15 protein-coding genes are annotated in these 20,312 nt (G+C 73.8%); 10 read left to right on the top strand and 5 right to left on the bottom strand.

Translation table 11 applies throughout. The annotated features are described in order from the left end of the window. Positions 1-672: 672 nt before the first annotated feature. On the top strand, positions 673-4,620 hold the full coding sequence (locus tag OHA86_RS02620; protein WP_329172095.1) for a GH92 family glycosyl hydrolase: 3,948 nt from the start codon (positions 673-675) through the stop codon (positions 4,618-4,620). A gap of 56 nt (positions 4,621-4,676) precedes the next feature. Here the strand turns inward: OHA86_RS02620 and OHA86_RS02615 are convergent, their stop codons facing one another. Both OHA86_RS02615 and OHA86_RS02610 read right to left on the bottom strand, forming a co-directional pair. After that, positions 4,677-5,291, bottom strand: coding sequence for a GPP34 family phosphoprotein (locus tag OHA86_RS02615; protein ID WP_329172093.1), 615 nt, complete (start codon positions 5,289-5,291; stop codon positions 4,677-4,679). A gap of 166 nt (positions 5,292-5,457) precedes the next feature. Then, entirely contained in the window at positions 5,458-6,558 is a 1,101-nt protein-coding gene (locus tag OHA86_RS02610; RefSeq protein ID WP_329172091.1) for a sensor histidine kinase, read from the bottom strand. Between the two features lie 347 nt (positions 6,559-6,905). Between OHA86_RS02610 and OHA86_RS02605 the strand changes: the two genes are divergently transcribed. Continuing rightward, entirely contained in the window at positions 6,906-7,298 is a 393-nt protein-coding gene (locus tag OHA86_RS02605) for a VOC family protein (protein WP_329172089.1), read from the top strand. A gap of 48 nt (positions 7,299-7,346) precedes the next feature. Further along, the gene (locus OHA86_RS02600) at positions 7,347-8,555 is read left to right on the top strand and encodes a PP2C family protein-serine/threonine phosphatase (protein WP_329172087.1); all 1,209 of its coding nucleotides are present in this window, start codon (positions 7,347-7,349) and stop codon (positions 8,553-8,555) included. A gap of 104 nt (positions 8,556-8,659) precedes the next feature. Here OHA86_RS02600 and OHA86_RS02595 read toward each other — a convergent pair whose 3' ends face one another. Further along, positions 8,660-9,037: a DUF488 domain-containing protein gene (locus OHA86_RS02595; protein WP_329172085.1), complete on the bottom strand. Its 378-nt coding sequence runs from the start codon at positions 9,035-9,037 to the stop codon at positions 8,660-8,662. Positions 9,038-9,191: 154 nt separating this feature from the next. Here OHA86_RS02595 and OHA86_RS02590 point away from each other — a divergent pair, with 154 nt between their 5' ends. From OHA86_RS02590 to OHA86_RS02575, 4 genes are all read left to right on the top strand, one after another. Further along, entirely contained in the window at positions 9,192-9,968 is a 777-nt protein-coding gene (locus tag OHA86_RS02590; RefSeq protein ID WP_329172082.1) for a uracil-DNA glycosylase, read from the top strand. Positions 9,969-10,131: 163 nt separating this feature from the next. Continuing rightward, positions 10,132-10,521 (top strand): group I truncated hemoglobin, encoded by a 390-nt coding sequence (locus OHA86_RS02585; RefSeq protein ID WP_329172080.1) that lies wholly within the window; start codon positions 10,132-10,134, stop codon positions 10,519-10,521. Positions 10,522-10,543: 22 nt separating this feature from the next. Then, positions 10,544-11,254, top strand: coding sequence for a hypothetical protein (locus OHA86_RS35990; RefSeq protein ID WP_443071615.1), 711 nt, complete (start codon positions 10,544-10,546; stop codon positions 11,252-11,254). A gap of 120 nt (positions 11,255-11,374) precedes the next feature. Further along, on the top strand, positions 11,375-12,313 hold the full coding sequence (locus OHA86_RS02575; protein WP_329172079.1) for a thaumatin family protein: 939 nt from the start codon (positions 11,375-11,377) through the stop codon (positions 12,311-12,313). 82 nt (positions 12,314-12,395) lie between these two features. On the opposite strand, the gene OHA86_RS02570 is transcribed toward OHA86_RS02575, so the two are convergent. Next, positions 12,396-13,250, bottom strand: coding sequence for a PhzF family phenazine biosynthesis protein (locus tag OHA86_RS02570; RefSeq protein WP_329172077.1), 855 nt, complete (start codon positions 13,248-13,250; stop codon positions 12,396-12,398). A 585-nt stretch (positions 13,251-13,835) separates the two neighbouring features. Here OHA86_RS02570 and OHA86_RS02565 point away from each other — a divergent pair. From OHA86_RS02565 to OHA86_RS02555, 3 genes are all read left to right on the top strand, one after another. Then, positions 13,836-14,300 (top strand): low molecular weight protein-tyrosine-phosphatase, encoded by a 465-nt coding sequence (locus tag OHA86_RS02565; protein WP_329172074.1) that lies wholly within the window; start codon positions 13,836-13,838, stop codon positions 14,298-14,300. Then, positions 14,297-15,160, top strand: a complete 864-nt coding sequence (locus OHA86_RS02560; RefSeq protein ID WP_329172072.1) for a fructosamine kinase family protein — start codon at positions 14,297-14,299, stop codon at positions 15,158-15,160. Before OHA86_RS02565 ends, OHA86_RS02560 begins: the two co-directional genes overlap by 4 nt. Positions 15,161-15,231: 71 nt before the next feature. After that, the gene (locus OHA86_RS02555; protein WP_329172070.1) at positions 15,232-16,203 is read left to right on the top strand and encodes an aldo/keto reductase; all 972 of its coding nucleotides are present in this window, start codon (positions 15,232-15,234) and stop codon (positions 16,201-16,203) included. Positions 16,204-16,270: 67 nt separating this feature from the next. Here the strand turns inward: OHA86_RS02555 and OHA86_RS02550 are convergent, their stop codons facing one another. Then, entirely contained in the window at positions 16,271-20,299 is a 4,029-nt protein-coding gene (locus OHA86_RS02550) for an Ig-like domain-containing protein (RefSeq protein ID WP_329172069.1), read from the bottom strand. Positions 20,300-20,312 lie beyond the last annotated feature (13 nt).

Genomic DNA, 20,312 nt, shown 5'->3' with positions numbered 1-20,312 from the left:
CCCGGCCGTCACCAGGACCGTGCCGGTCTCGGTGACGACGGCGACCTGCGAGGGACGGTCCGGATCCTGCGTGCAGGACCTCTCGGCGCAGTACACCGTGGACGGCGTCAGCGCGGCGGGCGCCACCGGCGCCGACTTCGACGGCACGGGCGCCGCCTTCCCGGCCGAGGATCTGCCGGCGCCGGGCACCGGCGTGCTCGGCGGGCACGCCTACCGCTTCCCCGACACCACCGGCAGCGCGCCGAACTTCGCGACCGCCCACGGCCAGACCGTGCCGCTGGCGGCCCGCGGCTATTCGGCGCTCGATGTGCTGCTCACCGCCCACCACGGTGACGTGAACACCACCGCCACCGTCCACTACGCCGACGGCACCACCGCCGAGATCCCGCTGACCGCGACCGACTGGGCGGCCGGCGCCCCGCGGCTCGGCGAGGACCCGGCGATCCACGCCGGCAGCCGCTACGACGCGAAGGGCGCGCCGGACGGCGTCGCCGTCGACATCTGGCACCTGGCCCTCCCCCTGGACAGCGCGCGGACCGCGGTCTCGCTCACGCTGCCCGACGACCCGCGCCTTGCGCTGTACGCGCTCAGCGGGCGCAACGCATGACCCGGGTCACCGCACGCGAGCGGTCGCCGTACCGGACCGCCATCGGAGAAGAAAGGCAGCACCGCATGAGAAGTGGCCGATCCCGCCGCACTCTCACCCGACCACTGCTGGCCGCGCTCGTCGCCCTGGGCCTGACCGTGCCGGCGTCCGCGTTCGCGCACGCCGAGACAGGCGGTTCCGGGCACGGGCCCGCCTTCACCACGTCCTTCGAGGCGGGCCAGCCGCAGCCGGGATGGACCAGCACCGCGGAGAACGACGCCCACGGCAGGCCGATGGTCGCCGGGGTGACCGCGGGCACCCTCCCGCTGCTGCCCGGCAGCGTCAAGGACAGGATCACCGCGGTCACCGCCAGCGCGGAGAACGCCCCCAACGAGTCCGCCGCCAAGGCCGCCGACGAGGACCCGAGCACCAAGTGGCTCACCTTCGCGGCCACCGGGTGGTTGCGCTACCAGCTGTCCGAGGACGTCACCGTCAGGAAGTACGCCCTCACCTCCGCCAACGACTTCCCCGACCGCGACCCGAAGGACTTCGCGCTCCAGGGCTCGGCCGACGGCAGCACCTGGACCACCGTGGACAGCAGGACCGGCCAGACCTTCGCCGGCCGCTTCGCGTCCAAGGTCTACGAGGTCGCCACCCCCGGCGCGTACCGCTACTACCGGCTGAACGTCACCGGCAACAACGGCAGCGACGGCACCCAGCTCGCCGACCTGGTCCTCTCGGACGGCTCGCCCGCGCCCACCCCGGTGCCCGGTATGACCACCGAGGTCGGCAGCGGCCCGTCCTCCGGTCCCAATGTTCGCGCGAACACCGGCTTCACCGGCGTCAGGGCGCTGGAGTACGCCGGCACCCACACCGCGGCGGGCGCGGTGCACGCCTGGAACAAGCTCTACGACGTGCACATCCCGGTCGCCCGCGACACGCAGCTGTCGTACGACATCTTCCCCGAGCTGACCGGCGGCGACCTGAAGTACCCCAGCACCTTCGTCTCGGTCGACCTGCACTTCACCGACGGGACCTACCTCAGCCGACTGCGCCGCCCGGCGCAGGACGGCAACGGTGTCGTGCTCGCCCCGAAGGCGCAGGGCGCCTCGAAGATCCTCTACGCCTCGCAGTGGAACTCCGTCGCCTCGACCATCGGCGAGGTCGCCGCGGGCAAGACCGCCGACCGCATCCTGCTCGGCTACGACGACCCGGCCGGCAGCACACAGCCGGGCGCGACCACGCAGTTCAAGGGCTGGATCGACGACCTCACGATCGGTGCGGCACCGCAGCGCAACCGGTCCGCGAGCTTCGCCCAGCACGTCGACACCCGGCGCGGCACCAATTCCTCCGGGTCCTTCTCGCGCGGCAACAACCTGCCCCTGGCAGCCGTCCCGAACGGCTTCAACTTCTACACGCCGGTCACCGACGCGGGCTCCGACAGCTGGGAGTACAGCTACGCCGGCCAGAACAACGCCGACAACCTGCCCGCCCTCCAGGCGCTCGGGATCAGCCACGAGCCGAGCCCGTGGATGGGCGACCGCGACATGTTCCAGGTCATGCCGTCCGCCGCGAGCGGCACACCCGACCTGGACAGGACCAAGCGGGCGCTGACCTTCGAGCACTCCGACGAGGTGGCCCAGCCGCACTACTACGGCGTGACCTTCACCAACGGGATGAAGGCCGAGATCGCCCCCGCCGACCACTCCGCGGTCTTCCGCTTCACCTTCACCGGTGACACCGGCGACCTGCTCTTCGACAACGTCGACAACAACGGCGGCCTCACCCTCGACCCGGCCGAGGGCACCCTGGACGGCTGGTCGGAGCACCGCAGCGGCTCCTCCGCCGGCGCCACCCGGATGTATGTCCACGCCGAGTTCGACCAGGCGCCGACCGCGGCAGCCAAGGTCACCGGGCAGGGCCGCGACAATGTCACCGGCTACGCGGGCTTCGACACCTCGGCCCACAAGACGGTGACGATGCGCGTCGCCACGTCCTTCATCAGCGCCGACCAGGCCAAGAAGAACCTGGCCCTGGAGATCCCGGCCGGCACCTCCTTCGACACCGTCAAGCGCTCCGCGGAGCGCCAGTGGAACGCCAAGCTCGGCAAGGTCGAGGTGCAGGGCGCCACCGACGACCAGCTGACCACGCTCTACTCGAACCTCTACCGGATGAACCTGTATCCGAACTCCGGCTACGAGAACACCGGTACCGCCGCCCGTCCCGTCTACCGGTACGCCAGCGCCTTCTCGCCGGGCGCCGCGAGCACCCCGACGCAGACCGGCGCGAAGGTCGTGGACGGCAAGGTTTACGTGAACAACGGCTTCTGGGACACCTACCGCAGCGAGTGGCCCGCCTATTCCCTGCTGGAGTCGAAGACCGCGGGCGAGCTGGCGAACGGCTTCGTCCAGCAGTACAAGGACGGCGGCTGGACCGCCCGCTGGTCCTCGCCCGGCTACTCCGACTCGATGACCGGCACCAGCGCGGACGTGTCCTTCGCCGACGCCTATGCCAAGGGCGTCACCGGCTTCGACGCCAAGGCCGCCTACGACGCGGCGGTCAAGAACGCCACCGTCGTTCCGACCAGTTCGGGGGTGGGCCGCAAGGGCCTGAGCACCTCGATCTTCACCGGCTACACCAACACCGCCACCGACGGCAGCGTCTCCTGGTCGCTGGACGGCTACATCAACGACTACGGCATCGGCACCATGGCGGCCCGGCTCGCCACGGACCCGAAGACCCCGGCCGCCGAGCGCGCCCGCTACAAGGAGGAGTCGGCCTACTTCCTGGCCCGCGCCCAGAACTACACCAACCTGTTCAACAAGGGCGTCGGCTTCTTCGAGGGCCGCAAGCCCGACGGCACCTGGCGGGTCGCCGACAGCGCCTTCGACCCGCAGCAGTGGGGCAACGAGTACACCGAGACCAACGCCTTCAACTACGGCTTCACCGTGCCGCAGGACCCGGCGGGCCTGGCCTCGCTCTACGGCGGCAAGCAGGGCCTGGAGAAGCAGCTCGACACTTTCTTCGCCACCCAGGAGACCGCGTCCGGTGACGCCGGCGGCTACGGCGGCACCATCCACGAGATGCTGGAGGCCCGCGACGTCCGGATGGGCGAGCTGGGCATGAGCAACCAGCCCTCCTTCGGCATCCCGTACATGTACGACTACGCCGGCGCGCCCGCCAAGGCGCAGGCAGCCGTACGGGAGATCCAGCAGCGCCTCTTCACCGGCAGCTCGATCGGCCAGGGCTACCCCGGCGACGAGGACAACGGCGCCACCTCCACCTGGCAGATCTTCAGCGCCCTCGGCTTCTACCCGCTCCAGACCGGCAGCGGCAACTACGTCATCGGCTCCCCGCTGTTCACCAAGGCCACCGTCCACCTGGACAACGGCAAGGACATCACCGTCAAGGCGCCGAACAACAGCCGCGACAACGTCTACGTCCAGTCGCTCAAGGTCAACGGGAAGAGCTGGGACAAGGTCTATCTGACGCAGGCCCAGCTGTCGGCCGGCGCCACCCTGGACTTCACCATGGGCGCCAAGCCGTCCACCTGGGGCACCGGCAAGAACGCGGTGCCGGCCTCGCTCACCCCGGCGGGCGGCACCCCCGACCCGCTCACCGACACCACGGCACCCGGCCTCGGCGCCGCGTCCGCCGCCGGCGGGACGGACGTCTCCGGCCTGTTCGACAACACCTCGGCCACCCAGGCGAATCTGCCCGGCACGACGGCGGCCGTCACGTACGCCTACGACGACGGCGCCAAGCAGCGGGCCGCCTTCTACACGCTGACCTCGGGCAGCACCGCAGCCGCCCAGGACCCGAAGAGCTGGCAGCTCCAGGGCTCCACCGGCGGCGGGCACTGGAAGACGCTGGACACCAGGACGGGCCAGGCCTTCACCGACCGGCTCCAGACCCGGCCGTTCGAGATCGCGCACCCCGGCGCGTACACCTCCTACCGGCTGGTGGTGACCGCCAACAACGGCAGCCAGGACACCACATCGCTGGCGGAGGTGGAGCTGCTGGCCCACCGCTGACGCCCTGACACCGCCGGACCCCGCCGCCCGACCCGGGCGGCGGGGTCCGGCGCGCCCTACTCGCCGCGCCAGATGTTGTCGAAGGCCGCCTGCTCGATGTCCCGCCGCTGCCGTGCGGCCTCCAGCTCCACCACGGCGTCGCCGGCCGTCGCCAGGACGGTCACCACCGCCTCGTCGGCGACCCCCGGGGGCGCGTCGGGTGCCCCGTGCGTCCCGGCGTGGATCCCGAGGACGGCCGCGAGGGCCGTGAGGACCGGCTCGCCCGAGGTCCAGCGCTCGGTCGCACGGCGCCGGAGCGGCGAGTCGACCAGCGTCGCGGGCCCGGGCCGGCCGGGCAGCAGCCGCCGGTGCTTGCGCGTGACGTGCCCCGCCGACTCCATGGCGGCCAGATAGGCCGTGGACAGCGCGCGGCCCCTGCGCCACAGCCAGTCCTCGACCGACTCGTACGGCGGCTGCCGCACCAGCGCCGACGCGGCCTCGGCCAGCAGCGGGTCGCGCGGCGCCGACCCGACGCCCGGCACGACGCGGTCGCCGTCCAGCGACGCGAGCCGGCCGTCGAGCAGATCGAGCAGCTCGGCGGCGGCGAGCGCGAGCGAGAGGTCGCCCGACTCGACGGGACGGCTGGACTCGACGTCCATGGCGACGATCAGCAGATCCTGCGGTGTGGTCATCAGCGGCTCCACGTCGGGGGCGTCGGCCGGCGGTGGCGGTACGCGCGGCCGGGCCACCGCGCCGACGCTACCCGACCGGCCGCGGCGCGGCGTCGTACGACCCGCCGGTGCCCGCGCGTGCCGAGGGCCGCGGTCCCCGCGGGAGGCGGCCTCGCGGATCCGGGCGTCAGGCGATGTGCTCAACGGGACGCCCACTCAGCGGCACGCTGAAGCCGATCCGGGTGCCCTCGCCGACCAGGCTCGTGAAGGTCAGCCGCCCGCCGAGCAGTTCGGCCCGCGTCACCATCGAGATCAGGCCGAGCCCCCCGCCGACCGGCGTGCTCGGGTCGAAGCCGCAGCCGTTGTCCACCACCGTGCCGCGCAGCTCGTAGGGGGTGATGTCGACGTCGATGCGCAGCAGGCGGGGCCGCGCGTGCGACAGCGCGTTGCGGGCCGCCTCGCGCAGCACCAGGAAGCATTCGTCGAGCACCTTGGGCGACGCCCAGGTCTCGTCGCCGTTGACCTGGACCGTCACCTGGGCCCCGCCGGTCTCGGCGACCTCCAGATACGCCCGCAGCGCCGCCTCCAGGCTGCGTGGCGGCTGCTGCATGTGCAGCCGGGACGTCACCGCGCGCAGATACCGCATCGACTCCTGGAGCGACTCCCACGCCCCCTGCCAGTGGCCCTCCGCGACCGGGGGATCGCCGACCTGGTGCAGGTCGTACAGCTCCAGTTGCTTCTGGACCGTGCTCAGGCAGTGGCCCATCCGGTCGTGCAGGTCCTTGGCGATCTGCCGGCGCTCCTCGACCTGGGCCCGCGGCACGCTGTTCAGCAGCAGCCCCGTGTGCTGCGCGAGCGACGCGCGCACCCGGGTCGCGATGGTCCGCTGGAGGGCGGTCGCGAGCCGGTGGCATGCCGCGGAAGCCGTCGGGTCCGCCGGTAAGTGCGGGGTGACCACCGACAGGACCGTGTCGAAGAGCACCGATGTGGACTCGGTGACCTCGTACGGATGCGCGCGCGGCGCCGCCGGCGGCGCGAACTCCCCGCCCGCCGCGTCGTCCGGCCGGTCCGGCTGCGCGTGGTCGGCGCCGAGGGCGCGGACCAGCTCCGCGAGCATGTCGCGGGCGTCGGCGAGCGCCAGATCGACGGCGCCGGAACTGTCCGGCGCAATTACCCCCGAGAGCCGGATCCTTTCCCGATACGCCGCCAGGATCTCCTTCCGTAAAGATGAGACCAGCCCGGCTGTTCCGCCGGCCCCCGCCATTGGTACCTGTCGTGTTTGTGCCATGTGATGCCCCCACCTGCACTTCTGGCCGCCGGATATTCCGGATGCCGGCACAGTATTCTGCCTGACGATGGTGGATCACTGGCGTTTGGACGCGGGGGGAAAACATCCGCGGTCCACGGGAGTTCACCCGGGCGGCGTCCGCGGCCCGCGCGGCCGGGCGCCCGGCCGCGACCGCCCGGAGGCGCGCTGATTTCGTAAACACGCCGTAATGCCGTGCCGAGCGCCCTCTTCTGCGGGCCTGTAGCGTGAAGACAGGGATTCCCGGTGGGACGCCGGGATCGAAGGCCGGCGGACAAGGGGTCTGGATGGGTGCGGATACGACCGGTCGCGGGCCTCAGCTGGCCTCCGTGGTGGTTTTCGTCCGCGACCTCGACCGGGCGGTGGACTTCTACCAGGAGCTGCTGCTGATGCGGGTCGCGGTCCGTACGACCACGGCCGTGCTGCTCGTCGGCGCGGACGACACGCAGCTGTACCTGCGCGTCATGGGCTCGGGCGGCGAGCACCCGCTGGGCGCCATCGGTGTGCAGTACGTGATCTGGACCGCGAACAGCCGCGACGACCTCGAACGGTGCGAGCGGATGCTCAAGGAGCGCTCCGCCCACATCTCGTCCAAGGACACGGCGGACGGCGTCACGGTGGTCGAGGGGCGCGACCCCGACGGCCTGCCGCTGGTCATCGCCCACCCCGGGCCGCGGGGCGCGGCCGGCCAGGAGATCATGGCGCGGATCTACGCCTGGTGACGGGCGGCCGGGCCGTCCGCGGACAGGCCGCGGCGAGGAGGTGCGGGCATGACCGAGCACACCGGACACGGCGGCCCGCCCAGGAGCGGCCCGGCCGCCCTGTCCCTGGAGGAGCAGCTGCGCAGGCTCACCGCGGGGCAGCGCAAACAGCGCCGGCTGCTGGACGCGGTCGTGACCATCAGCGCCGACATGGACTCGCGTGCCGTGCTGGGCCACATCGTGCGGGCCGGCACCGAACTGATCGACACCCGCTACGGTGCGCTCGGGGTGCTCGGCGAGAACGGCGACGTCGTCGACCTCATCTCGGTGGGGGCGGACGAGGCCCCGGCGCTCTGCCCGCCGGGGCACCCGGCCGTGCGGACCGTGCTGGGCGTCCCCCTCACCGTGCGCGGCACCGTCTACGGCAATCTCTGCCTGTCGGGAAAGAACGACGGGACGCCCTTCACCGACGACGACCAGGCCCTGCTGACCGCGCTGGCCAGCGCCGCGAGCGTCAGCATCGAGAACGCCCGGCTCTACGAGCGCCTGAAGTACACCACCGAGCAGTTCCAGCGCCGCATGCTGCCCGAGCTGCCCGACCTGGGACCGATCGAGGTGCGGGCGCGCTACCAGCCGGCCTCCGAGCTGCCCAAGCTCGGCGGCGACTGGTACGACGTCCTGGTGCTGCCCGACGGCGTCCCGTGCCTGGTCGTGGGCGACGTCACCGGGCACGACCCCGGGGTGGCCCCCGTGATGGGGCAGTTCCGCAACATGCTGCGCGCCCTGGCCCACGACCGGGTCGGGCCGCCCGGTGTGATCGTGGCGAAACTGGACGACGTCGTGGCCACCCTCGGCGACCCGCCCGCGGCCACCCTGGTCCTGGGCCGACTGGAGCAGTGGCGCCAGGGGGAGTACACCTTCCACTGGACCAACGCCGGGCACCCGCCGCCGCTGCTGATCGCCGAGGACGGCACCGTCCGCTACCTCGCCCCGCCCCGGCACGGGATCCCGATCGGCGTCGACACCCGGCTGCCGCGGCCCGACCACCAGCACCCGCTGCCGCCGGGGAGCACCCTGCTGCTGTTCACCGACGGCCTGATCGAGCGCCGCGGCCAGGACATCGACGAGGGCCTGCGCGCGCTGGCCGAGCAGGCCTCGGCGCTGGCCACGGCACCGCTCGACGTGCTGTGCGACGAGGTCATCGCCAACCACGGCCAGGTCTTCGACGACGACGTGGCGGTCCTCGTCGTACGCCTGCCGCCGCGACCCGGCGGCTGACGTCGGCAGGCGCTCGGCCGGAGCCCGGGCGACGACGGCGCCCCGCGCACGTCCTGGCGGCTGACACCGGCAGCGGGCTCAGCGCGCCGGTCGGCCCACGCCGCTCAGCCCGAGCCGCTTCGTTCCGCGCCGCACAGCCATTCGGCGAGCACCGCGGCCTGGCTGCGGTCCACGTCCTTCGTGGCGGTCAGCAGCGTCAGCCGGCCGCGGCCCGCGAGGTCGCGCAGCTGCCGCAGCGCCGACTCGTGGGCCGGGTCGCGCAGCTCGGCGCGGTAGCGGCGGCGGAATTCGGTGAAGCGGGCGGGCTCGTGGCCGTACCAGCGGCGCAACTCGGTCGAGGGGGCGACGTCCCGCAGCCATGTGTCGAGGTGCGCGTCGTCCTTGCGCATGCCCCGCGGCCAGACCCGGTCGACGAGCACGCGTGCGCCGTCCTCGGGCGCGGCCTCCTCGTAGACTCGGCGGTAGGTGATCGGCTCGGCCATGGCGGTGCCTTTCCCTGGGGCCGCGCGGCGGGTGCGCGGGGCGGCAACGCTCCCGCGCGGGTGACGGCCGCCGCGCTCCGGCAGCGGGTCCATTTTACCGGAGGCGGCCATTTTCGGCCGGTCGTGCGGGCGGTGGGGGAGAGGCGGACGGGGCATGGACGGCAGTGCATCGGGCGGCGCCGCGGACGCGCCCGGCTTTCCCGCGGTGGCCGCCGCCCGCGCGGACTCGGTGCCCGCGCTGGACGGTGCGGTGAGCGGCTGCCGCGCCTGCCCGCGGCTGGTCGCCTGGCGCGAGGAGGTCGGCCGGGTCAAGCGGCGCGCGTACCTCGACCGGACGTACTGGGCCAGGCCGGTGCCCGGCTTCGGCCCGCAGGACGCCGCCCTGGCGATCGTCGGCCTCGCCCCCGCCGCCCACGGCGGCAACAGGACCGGGCGGATGTTCACCGGCGACCCGTCGGGCGACGTGCTCTACGCGGCCCTGCACGCGGTGGGCCTGGCCTCCGGGCCGACCGCCGTGGACCGCGCCGACGGCCTGGAGCTGCACGGCGTACGGATCACCTCCCCGGTGCACTGCGCGCCGCCCGACAACCGGCCCACCACGGCGGAGCGGGACACCTGCCGCCCCTGGCTCGCCCGTGAGGTGCAGCTGCTGCGCCCGACGCTGCGGGCGGTCGTCGTGCTCGGCGGATTCGGCTGGCAGGCGCTGCTGCCGGTCCTGCGGGACGCCGGATGGCAACTGCCCCGCCCGCGGCCCGCCTTCGGGCACGCCGCCCGGGTGGTGCTCCACAAGGCGGCGGGGGAGGGGGAGTTGGAGCTGATCGGCAGTTACCACCCGAGCCGGCGCAATGTCTCGACCCGCACACTGACCCCCGCGATGCTCCGCGACGTCCTGCGCGTGGGCGCCGCCGCCGCGGGCCTGCCCACCCGCTGAACTCCCCCCGGGCCGGGGGCATGTGGCGTGCGGGCCGGGAGAGGCGGGCGACGCGGATGTCTCCGAAGGCTCACCGCGTGCGCCGACACCGTGACAGCATGACGTGACCAGTGGGCAACGCCGCGCTCACGGCGGCGCAAGGAGAAGGACGGACGGTAGTCGTATGCCGGACATCACCCCCGCGGAGCCCGCGCCGCCGCAGACGATCTTCGAGGCAGTCGGCGGCGCCCCCGCCGTCGAGGCCGTGGTCGACCTCTTCTACGACCGCGTGCTCGCCGATCCGGCGCTGGCCGGCTACTTCGAGGGCCGCGACATGGCGCGCCTCAAGCGCCACCAGCGGCTCTTCGTGGGCCAGGCGCTCGGGTCGAGGGAGCCCTACCCGGGACGGACGATGGAGCGCGCGCACAGCGGCCTGGCCATCACCGGCGAGGCGTTCGACCTGGTCGTCGGGCACCTGGCGGCGGCGCTGGCCGAGGCGGGCGTGGACGGGCCGACCATCGGCACCATCGCGGAGACCCTGCTGCCGCTGAAACCCGACATCGTCACCGCCTGAGCTGCCCGCACCGCCCGAGGTCGTGCCGCTGCTGCACGCCACGCGGTGTTCGCTGACCGCCGCCGATGTGCTGGTGGCGACGGGACCCGGCGCCGGGTCCGCCCGAGGCGCGCTGCGCGACCGCGCCGTACCCGACCACCCGAACCGCCACGCCAGGGTGGAGTGGGCCGTCCGGCGCATCGGCGGCGACCGCGCGTCCGCCCTGCGCCGCCCCGGCGAGGCGGTACTGACCGCCGTGGGACCCTCCTACGGCCCGGTCCACCTGCCGGCCGGCTCCGCCGCCGTCACCGCGGCCTTCACCGCCGGGTGGACCGACAGCCTGCCCGATCTGCACCTGCTGCGGCTCGTACTGGCCGACGCCGAGGGCCGGGAGCTGTCCCGCAACACCTACTGGCGCTACCGCACCCCCGCCGCCATGACCGCGCTCAGCGCCGCGCCCCGGGTCCGCACCTCGGCCACGATCGGGCGGGTCACCGCCGACGGTTCGCGCCGCGCCCTGACCGCGACCGTACGCAACCGGGGTTCCGCCGTCGCCGCGATGGTGCGGCTGTCGCTGCTCGACCAGCGCACGGTCGAGCGGGTGCTGCCGACGCTGTACGGCGACAACTACCTGTGGCTGCTGCCCGGCGAGTCCCGTACCGTGGCGCTGTCCTGGCCCGCGCACGCGCTGCCCCTGGGCCGGCCGGAACTGCGGGTGGAGGGCTGCAACAGCCCGGCCGTCACGGTGAGGTGAGCCGGGTCCCGGCCGGGGTTCCTGTTATCCGCGGGACCCCGGTCCGGTCTCCTGGGCATGAGGCACGCAACGACACACAGGCGGCACCGGTCCCGGCCGGTCCGGACGCGGACGGCGGCGGTGCTCGCGGCGGTGGCCGCCGTCGCGGTGGTCTCCTGGCTGGCGTCCCCGCTGGACCTCGGGTCCGGCGGCCCCGACGCGGGCAGGGCCGCCGCGAGCGGTGCGCCCGCCGCCCCGGCGCCGACCACGGCCACGATCACGACCACGGCGAGCCCCACCACCGCCGTGCCGGCCACGCCCACGCCCTCGGTGACGCCGACAGCCCGCCGGGCGACCCCCTCGGCCACCCCTGGCAAACGCCGGGCAGCACCGCCCAAGCAGTCGGCACCCGGCGGGCAGCGCAGCATCGTCATCGTCAACCGCACCCAGCAGACCGTCTGGGCGGTGGCGACCGGTACCGCCGCCTACCCCAAGGGCCGCAGGCTCGCACCGGGCGCGAGCACATCGCTGCTGGTCGGCAACTCCTGGGGCGGGCGGGTCTGGGGCCGCACCGGCTGCACCGGCGACGCCTCGGGCCACTGCCTGACCGGCGACTGCACCACCACCTGCGGCGGCCCGGTGACCCCCACCACGCTGGGCGAGTTCACCTTCGACGCCTTCGACGGCATGGACTTCTACGACGTCAGCATGGTGGACGGGTCCAACCTGCCGATGTACATCAACATCTCGCACACCACCAGCACCGACCCGCTCACCGCCGCCGGCTGCCACCGCGGCGCCTGCACCCGTGCGGTCGACTGCCCCGCCGCCATGCGGGCGACCGCGGACGGCCAGGTGATCGGGTGCAAGCCGCCCTGCGCGGCCTTCGGCGGCGACACCTATTGCTGCCGCGGCGCCTGGGCCGGCCGCGAGCACTGCGTCCCGGCGACGTGGCCGGTGGACTACACGCAGGTCTTCAAGAAGGCCGAGCCGTTTGCCTACTCCTACGCCTTCGACGACTCGGCCACCATGGCCTGCAAGGGCGCCTGCTACTACCGGGTGACCTTCGGGACGAGCTAGCGCCGCGCCCGGCGCCCTCACCGGTTCGCGGCGCGCGGCAGCGCGCCCGGCGCCCGCCGGCCAGGCCCCTTGGCGGCGGGCGTCAGCCGATCCTGGCGCCCGTGCCGCTCACCCTGACCCTGGTGTCGCCGGGGCGCAGCTCCACGGTGAGGGTGCCGGGCCGGCCCATGTCCGCGCCCTGGTGGAGGGTCAGGACGGCGGCCGGGGGGACCAGACCGAGGTCCCGGGCGTACGCGCCGAAGGCGGCAGCCGCCGCGCCGGTCGCCGGGTCCTCGACCACCCCGCCGACCGGGAAGGGGTCGCGCACGTGGAAGGTGCGCCCGGCCTCGCGCCAGACGAGCTGGACGGTCGTCAGGTCGGTCCGCTGCATCAGCGCTTCGAGCCGCGCGAAGTCGTAGTCGAGGTCGGCCAGCCGTGCGCGGGTCGCGGCGGCCAGCACCAGGTGGCGGGCCCCGGCGTAGGCGATCCTGGGCGGCAGCGCGGAGTCCAGCTCCGCGGCGGTCCAGCCCAGCGCCGCCAGCGCTTCGGCCACATCGGCCGGGTCCGCGTCCGCGACGTACGGCTCGACACTCGTCAAGGTGGCGCGCAGTTCGCCGCCCTCGCGGACGACGCTGACCGGCACGGCGCCCGCCGAGGTGGCGAACTCCAGCTCGCCCGGGCCGTCCCGCTCGGCCAGCGCCACGGCGGTGGCCACGGTGGCGTGACCGCAGAAGGGCACCTCGGCCTTCGGGCTGAAGTAGCGGATCGTGTACGCGCCTTCGCCGGTCCGCCCGGTCAGGAAGGCCGTCTCGCTGTACCCGAGCTCCGCCGCGACGGCGAGCATGCGCCGCTCGTCGAGCGCGGACGCGTCGAGGACGACGCCTGCGGGGTTGCCGCCCGCCGGGTCGGTGGAAAAGGCGGTGTAGCGCAGGATCTCGGTCCCGGAAGTCACAGTCACGGCGGCGACAACCCCGCAGGTCCGCGGGACATTCCCGCGGCGCGGAAGTGCCGCGTCAGGAGTGCCCGACGACCGGGTGCGGACGCTACGGGGCCGCCAGCCGCTCGGCGTCGCCGGGTTCCAGGCGCAGGCCGACGGCCGCCGCCGTGTCGTCCACATGGTGCGGCGTGGCGGCCCCGGCGACCGGGGCCGCCACGCCCGGCCGGCCTGCTCCCGGCCCAGGGCGACCGAGGCGGGCGGCACGCCCTGTCCGGCGGCGACCGCCCGCAGGACGTCCACCATGTCGAGGTCGGCGTCGGCGCGGGCGGCGAAGCGGGGCGTCGGCGAGCGGGTCGGATGTGGCCCGCGCCGTCCGCCGTTCGCCGCCGCGGGTCCGGTTGCCGGCCGGCAGGCCGCGGGCCAGCGGGCTGTACGGGGATGTGCCTCCCTGCCGGGCCGTCACGGCGGACCCGCTGCCCGGCACGGCACACCGTACGGGACGGCCGCGCGGCGGCGCGCCGGGAGCGGCGGCCGGGGCCGTGGCGCGAACCCGCCGGCGGCGCCCGCACCGGGCCGCCGCGCGGGACACGGACATAGGCTGGTGCCGTGCACATCTGCTTCGTCTGTACGGGCAACATCTGCCGGTCGCCGTCCGCCGCGCTCGTCCTTGCCGAGCGGTTGCGCGAGGCGGGCCTCGACGACCGGGTGCGGGTCACCAGCGCGGGCCTCGGCGGCTGGCACGCGGGCGACGACATCGACCCGCGGGCCGCCGAGGCGCTGACCCGGCACGGCTATCCGGTCGCACATGTCGCGGCCCAGGTCGGCCCCGGCCATCTGGACGCCGACCTGCTGGTGGCGATGGACAGGGGCCACGAGAAGGCGCTGCTCAGGCTGGCCGACGACCCCTCGCGGGTCCGCCTGCTGCGGTCCTTCGACCCGGACGCGGCGGGCGACCAGGACGTGCCCGACCCGTACTACGGCGGCGAGGAGGGCTTCGAGGAGGTGCTCGCCATGATCGAGGCCGCGATGCCCGGTCTCCTGGACCAGGTGCGCGAGCACCTCGACGCGTGACCGGCGGCCTCGGCGCGGGCGCCGCGGCGGCCCGGCTGACCGGGCGCCGGGTGACCGGCGAACGCCCGCTGTCCGGCGCGCTCGCCGAGGTCGTGCTCGACGGCGTCACGCAGGTGATGGCCAAGCGCGCCGACGGCCCGGGCGCGGCGCGGGCCGAGGCGGCGGGGCTGCGCTGGCTGGCCGACGCCGGTACGGTCCGCGTCCCCGCGGTCCACGGCCACGACGAGCGGTGGCTGGTGACCGGCCTGATCGCGACCGGCCGCCCGGACCCGGAGACGGCGGCCCGCTTCGGCCGGGACCTGGCCGCGCTGCACGCCACGGGAGCACCGGCCTTCGGCGCCCCGCCGCCCGGCGGCCCCGAGGACGCGTACATCGGGACGGCGCCGATGCGCAACGTGCCGGGCGCCGACTGGCCGCGCTGGTACGCCGAGCACCGCGTACTGCCCTATCTGCGGCGGGCGGTGGACGGCGGCGACCTGTCCCGCGCCGGGGCGTCCGCCGTCGAAGAGGTCTGCGAACGGCTGCCGGAACTGGCAGGACCCGCCGAGCCGCCCGCCCGGCTGCACGGCGACCTGTGGAACGGGAACGTGCTGTGGGGCGCCGACGGGCACGCCTGGCTGATCGACCCGGCCGCGCACGGCGGACACCGGGAGACAGACCTGGCCATGCTCCAACTGTTCGGCTGCCGGCACCTGGACCGGATCATCGGCGCCTACGCGGAGGCGGCGCCGCTGGCCGACGGCTTCGCCGCCCGCGTCCCGCTGCACCAGCTCTTCCCGCTGCTGGTGCACACGGTGATCTTCGGCGGCGGCTACGGGGACCAGGCGGTCGCCGCGGCCCGCGCCGCCCTCGCCGGCTGACCGCCGCACGGGGAAGTCCCCGGTCGCGCGGCACCCGGGGGCCGCGGGGCGCGGACGTAGGCTGAACAGTCATGGACTACCTGAAACTCGGTACGACCGGTCTCGACGTCTCCCGCATCTGCCTCGGCTGCATGAGCTACGGCGTCTCAGACCGCGGCAACCACAGCTGGACGCTGGACGAGGAGGCGAGCCGGCCCTTCGTACGGCAGGCTGTCGAGGCCGGCATCAACTTCTTCGACACCGCGAACGTCTACTCCGACGGCACCAGCGAGGAGATCGTCGGCCGGGCGCTGGCCGACTTCGCCCGCCGCGACGAGATCGTGCTGGCCACCAAGGTGCACGGCCGGATGCGGCAGGGCGCCAACGGCGGCGGGCTGTCCCGCAAGGCCATCATGACCGAGATCGACCACAGCCTGCGCCGGCTGGGCACCGACTACGTCGACCTCTACCAGATCCACCGCTGGGACCCGACGACCCCGGTCGAGGAGACCATGGAGGCCCTGCACGACGTGGTGAAGGCCGGCAAGGCCCGCTACATCGGGGCGAGTTCGATGTACGCGTGGCAGTTCTCCAAGGCGCAGTACGTCGCCGAGCGGCATGGCTGGACCCGCTTCATCAGCATGCAGAACCACTACAACCTGCTCTACCGCGAGGAGGAGCGGGAGATGCTGCCGCTGTGCGCCGACCAGGGGGTCGGGGTCATCCCGTGGAGCCCGCTGGCCCGCGGCCGGCTCACCCGGGCCTGGGACACCACCAGCGCACGCAGCGAGACCGACGAGTTCGGCAAGACCCTCTACCAGGACACCGACCGGCACATCGTGGACGCCGTCGCGGTGATCGCCGAGGAGCGCGGTGTCACCCGCGCCCAGGTCGCGCTGGCCTGGCTGCTGCGCCAGCCGTCCGTGAGCGCGCCGATCGTCGGCGCGACCAAGCCGCAGCACCTGGACGACGCCGTCGCGTCGGTCGGCCTGCGGTTGAGCGACGACGAGTGCAAGCGCCTGGAGGAGCACTACACCCCGCGCGGCATCGCCGGCTTCGCGTAGGTCCCCCCGGCCCAACGCACGGGAGCGGCCCGGCTGTTCGGCCGGACCGCTCCCGTGCGCGCCGGTGTTACGCCGTGGTCACCGCCACCGTGGCCGGCAGTGCGGGGGTGCCGGTCGGGTCGTCCGCGGTGGCCTCGATCGTGTGCGGCCCGGCGGCGAGGGCGCCGGACCCGGTGCAGGTCCAGCCGCCGCTGTCGGAAACGGCGGCCGTGCACAGCGGCGCGCCGTCGGACGTCACGGTCACCTTCGCGCCGGGCTCCGCGGTGCCGGAGACGGCCGGAGCGGCGCCGACAATGTCGCCCGTCGCGGGCGAGGTGATCGCCACCGGCGGCGCGAAGTCGGTGACGTTCGGGACGCCGTCACCGCTGATCCTCACCGCGACGCTGTGCACCGTCACCTGGCCGCCGCCGTTGCGCAGCCGGAAGTCGGCCGCCGAGTGCTGCTGGCCGCCGAAGTAGGCGTCGGTGGCGCTCACGGTCGCGGTCTTCCAGGTGTTGGTGCCGGTGAGCGTGATCCCGGCGGTCGACTTGTACGGGTCGGAGCCGCCGTTGTCGTACTGCACGGAGAAGGAGCCCGTGCCCTGGTCGTAGTAGGAGACGGTGAAGGTCGCCGCGTAGGCGCCGGCGTGCGCGACCGAGTCGTCGATGTCGAAGTAGATGTTGCTCTGGGTGCTGGTACGCGCCGACAGGCCGTCGATGACCGAGGCGGTCGTCGGGCCGTCGAAGCCGCCCGAGGGCCGCTCGTCCTCGCTCATCCCGTACGCGTGGTCGGTGGCGCCGACGACCGAGCCGACCACGGCGGTGCCGGGCGGCAGGTCGGAGGCGTCGAAGGCGACCCCGGCCGAGGCGTCGCCGACCATGCCGCTCCGGTCGGCGACCGTCGCGGTGGCGGTCTGCCGCCCCGGCGTGAAGCCGCCGTCGGGAGCGCAGCTCCAGGCGCCGCTGTCGTCAGCGGTGGCGGTGCACAGCACCCCGGACGCCTCGCGCACGGTCACCGTGCCGTCGGGGACCGCCGTACCGGACACGGCGGAGGCGAGCTTGACGGTGGCGCCGCCGCGCGGAGTGGTGATCACCGGGGCCGGCGGGAAGGCGTGCCGGTCGGGCACCCAGGCGCCGGTCACCGTCAGGCCCACGCTGTGCACGGTGACCGGCCCGGAGGCCGAGTGCAGCCGCAGGTCGGCGCCCGCGTTCTGCAGACCGCCGAACCAGGCGCCGCTGAGCGTCACCTCGGCGGTCTTCCAGGTCCTGCTGCCGGTCAGCGCGATGCTGCCCGCCTGGCGGTAGCGGTCCTTGGCGCCCGCGTCGTACTGCACCGACAGCGAGCCGGTGCCCTGGTCGAAGTACGACACCGCCACCTTGGCGCCGTAGGACCCGGTCGCGGCCACGTCGTCGCCGATGTCGAAGTACATGTCGCTGCCGCCCGGGGAGCTGCCCGTGGTGCGGGCGGTCAGCCCGGCCACGTCGCCGGCCGTGGTGACGGCGCCGGCGGAGCCCGCGTAGTCGGTCTGGGCGAGGCCGTAGGTCTGGTTGACGCCGCCGAGCACGGTGCCGACGGTGGCGCTGCCGGACCGCGCGGTCGCGTCGAGGCCGAGCTGTACGCCGCCCAGGTGCCGGGCGGCGGTCGGCGCGCTGCCGGTGACCCGCGCGAAGTGCAGGCCGGCGGTGGGCGCGGCGACCTGCTGCACCAGGTAGGACGAGCCGGCCCTGACGGGCACGTTCAGCAGGCCGGCGGTGCCGCCCCTGACGACGACGCGGCCGGTCCTGCCGTCCACGACCTCGGTGCGCTGACCGGGCCACGGGTTCTTCACCCGCAGCGTGCCCGAGGTGCCGGCCTCGATCGCCGCGGTGACCAGCCGGCCGCCCTGCACCTGGACGTCGACCTTGCTGCCGCCCTGGATGTACACGCTGCCCGCACCGTCCCATTCGGCCGGCCAGGCCGGCGCGAAGCGGATGATGCCGTCGTAGTCCTGCGCGAGTGCCTCGCTGACCGCGGTCGCGGCGCCGGACTCCTGCTCGATGTAGGGCTGGTAGCCGACCGAATTGCCGAGGTCGGCGAAGCCGTTGGGGTAGACCTGGTGTCCCTCGGTCAGGGAGATCAGGTTGCTGCGGACCTCGGCGGGATTCTGCAGCCGGGCCGCGTCGATGGCGTCCATCGACCAGTCGTTGCCGCCCTTGTTGGGCCGGTGGGTGTAGCTGCGCTGCGCCAGCGAGAAGAGGCCGGCGTCCTGGTCACTGATGGTGTTCCAGGGCCACAGCGGCTCCAGTTCGATGTTCTCGCCGTTCCTGCGCTCGGCGGCCGGCTGGTAGGAGATCGCGATCATGTCCGTGCCGGTGGCGTCCGCCGCGGCTGTCTCGGTTTCGGTGTAGCCGGGGTTGAGCAGCAGGCTGCGGGTGGCCTGGTCGGTCCGCGGGTAGGGCGGGATCTTCTTCGCGGCGGCGGCGACCCTGGTCACCAGGCTCTTGTCGGCGCCGCGGTCGGTGCCGAGCAGGTGGGCGATCTGCCCGATCACCGGGAAGACCGCGCGGTCCAGCGCGATGTCGGTGGTCGGGTCCTGGACCGCCCACTGGGTCTCGTGCGCGTTGGCGTTGGCGTGCAGCAGCCCGTCGGCGCCGGTGGTCTGGTACGCGAGCTGGAATTCGGTGACCGACTTGATGAAGGGCCAGTACCGCTTGAGCGCGGCCTTGTCGCCGGTGGCCTGGTACTGCTGCCACATGTAGAGGGCGACCTCCGGTCCCGAGGAGATGTCCAGGGCGTTCCAGTTGGGGCTGCCGGGCTCGCTGCACGAGCCGTTCTCACCGACGCCGGGGGAGATGCCGTTGCCGTTGAAGCGCATGGTCTCCGACACGCAGGAGCCGGGGCGCCCGCCCATCTGCTGCTTCGTCCACGCCTCGATCGCGGGCAGGTCGTCGGCGTACATGTCGAAGATCGGCGTGTTGAGCCGGTAGTTGCCCGAGCTCATGTTCGCCGCGATCTGGGTGCGCAGATTCCACAGCCAGTACGCGGACGGCGTCCACGTCTGGGTGTCCTTGTTCCAGGCGAACATGTCGGCCTCGCCGGCCTGGCTGCCCGGGTAGATGCCCTTCTTCATGGACGCCGCCTCTTCGTAGAGGTACAGCGTGCGCAGATTCTCGATGTATTCGGCGCTGCCGTCCGCCGAACTCATCGCGATCAGGCCCGAATGCGACCAGAAGCCGTCCCACCAGCGGTCCTGCGCGGACAGCAGGCTCCGCACGGGCACTGCCGCGTCCTGGCCGATCACCTTGGCGGCGGTCCTGGCGGCGTTGCCGCCGGTCCAGCCGGGGGAGGCGACGACGACCCGGAAGGTGCCGTCGGCGTGCGGGGTGAAGCCGACCTGGACCTGGGTCGGGCTCGTGACGGTGGTGCTCACCCGGCGCCCGCCCGCGGTGATGGCGGCGAGCGAGCCGAAGGTCCGCCCGCTGCCGATCGGCGGGCCGCCGTCGGCCCAGGTCTCGGCGAGGGTGCCGACGGTGCCGGACACGGCGGCGGCGGGCTTGCGGGGCGACCACAGGTTGATGGTGGCGGTCTGGGGCACCCCGGGGTCGGCGCCCGAGACGTCGACGATCAGCTCGTCCTTGCCGGCCGCGACCCAGGCCTTCATCGACATGCCGCCGCCGGACTCGCGCAGCACACCGTTGGTGAGGTCGAGCTGTCCCTTGAAGTCGGCGGCGTGCGAGATGACCGACAGGCCGGGAATGTTGAGCTGGCCCGGCGACTTGCGGTCGGGCATGGTGTCGGAGCGGTTGAGCTGGGCGGTGAAGCCGCCGGCCGCCCAGGCCGACACGCCGAGCGATCCGTTGCCCAGCGGCATGGAGGCGATGGGGTCGGTGTTGGGCGAGCCGAGCACGAGGTCGGAGCGGCTGACGACCCCTGTTGGGTCGAGCTTGAAGTCTCCGCGCTGCCAGGCGGTGGTCGGTCCCGCGGCCGCGGCAGCCGTGCCCGCGTCGGCCACGGCGGCGCCCGCGAGGGCGGTGAGCACCGCCGAGCAGAGCGCGACGGCCCGTCTGTACGGAACCCGCCGGATACGGCGGGGGAATTTCTGCACGATGCCCTCCAGGGCGATACGGCTCTCAGTCAACGGCGTTGACGCA

Source organism: Streptomyces sp. NBC_01477 (assembly GCF_036227245.1).
In the GTDB taxonomy this organism is placed as follows: Bacteria; Actinomycetota; Actinomycetes; order Streptomycetales; family Streptomycetaceae; genus Actinacidiphila.
Note: the sequence above shows the minus strand (reverse complement) of the source record. Positions and strands in the feature narration are given on the sequence as shown.

What these genes read in the sequence shown, in the direction of transcription:
- OHA86_RS02620 (WP_329172095.1), top strand. Translation starts at nt 673, where the DNA reads ATGAGAAGTGGCCGATCCCGCCGCACTCTCACCCGACCACTGCTGGCC.
- OHA86_RS02615 (WP_329172093.1), bottom strand. Translation starts at nt 5,291, where the DNA reads ATGACCACACCGCAGGATCTGCTGATCGTCGCCATGGACGTCGAGTCC.
- OHA86_RS02610 (WP_329172091.1), bottom strand. Translation starts at nt 6,558, where the DNA reads ATGGCACAAACACGACAGGTACCAATGGCGGGGGCCGGCGGAACAGCC.
- OHA86_RS02600 (WP_329172087.1), top strand. Translation starts at nt 7,347, where the DNA reads ATGACCGAGCACACCGGACACGGCGGCCCGCCCAGGAGCGGCCCGGCC.
- OHA86_RS02595 (WP_329172085.1), bottom strand. Translation starts at nt 9,037, where the DNA reads ATGGCCGAGCCGATCACCTACCGCCGAGTCTACGAGGAGGCCGCGCCC.
- OHA86_RS02590 (WP_329172082.1), top strand. Translation starts at nt 9,192, where the DNA reads ATGGACGGCAGTGCATCGGGCGGCGCCGCGGACGCGCCCGGCTTTCCC.
- OHA86_RS02585 (WP_329172080.1), top strand. Translation starts at nt 10,132, where the DNA reads ATGCCGGACATCACCCCCGCGGAGCCCGCGCCGCCGCAGACGATCTTC.
- OHA86_RS02555 (WP_329172070.1), top strand. Translation starts at nt 15,232, where the DNA reads ATGGACTACCTGAAACTCGGTACGACCGGTCTCGACGTCTCCCGCATC.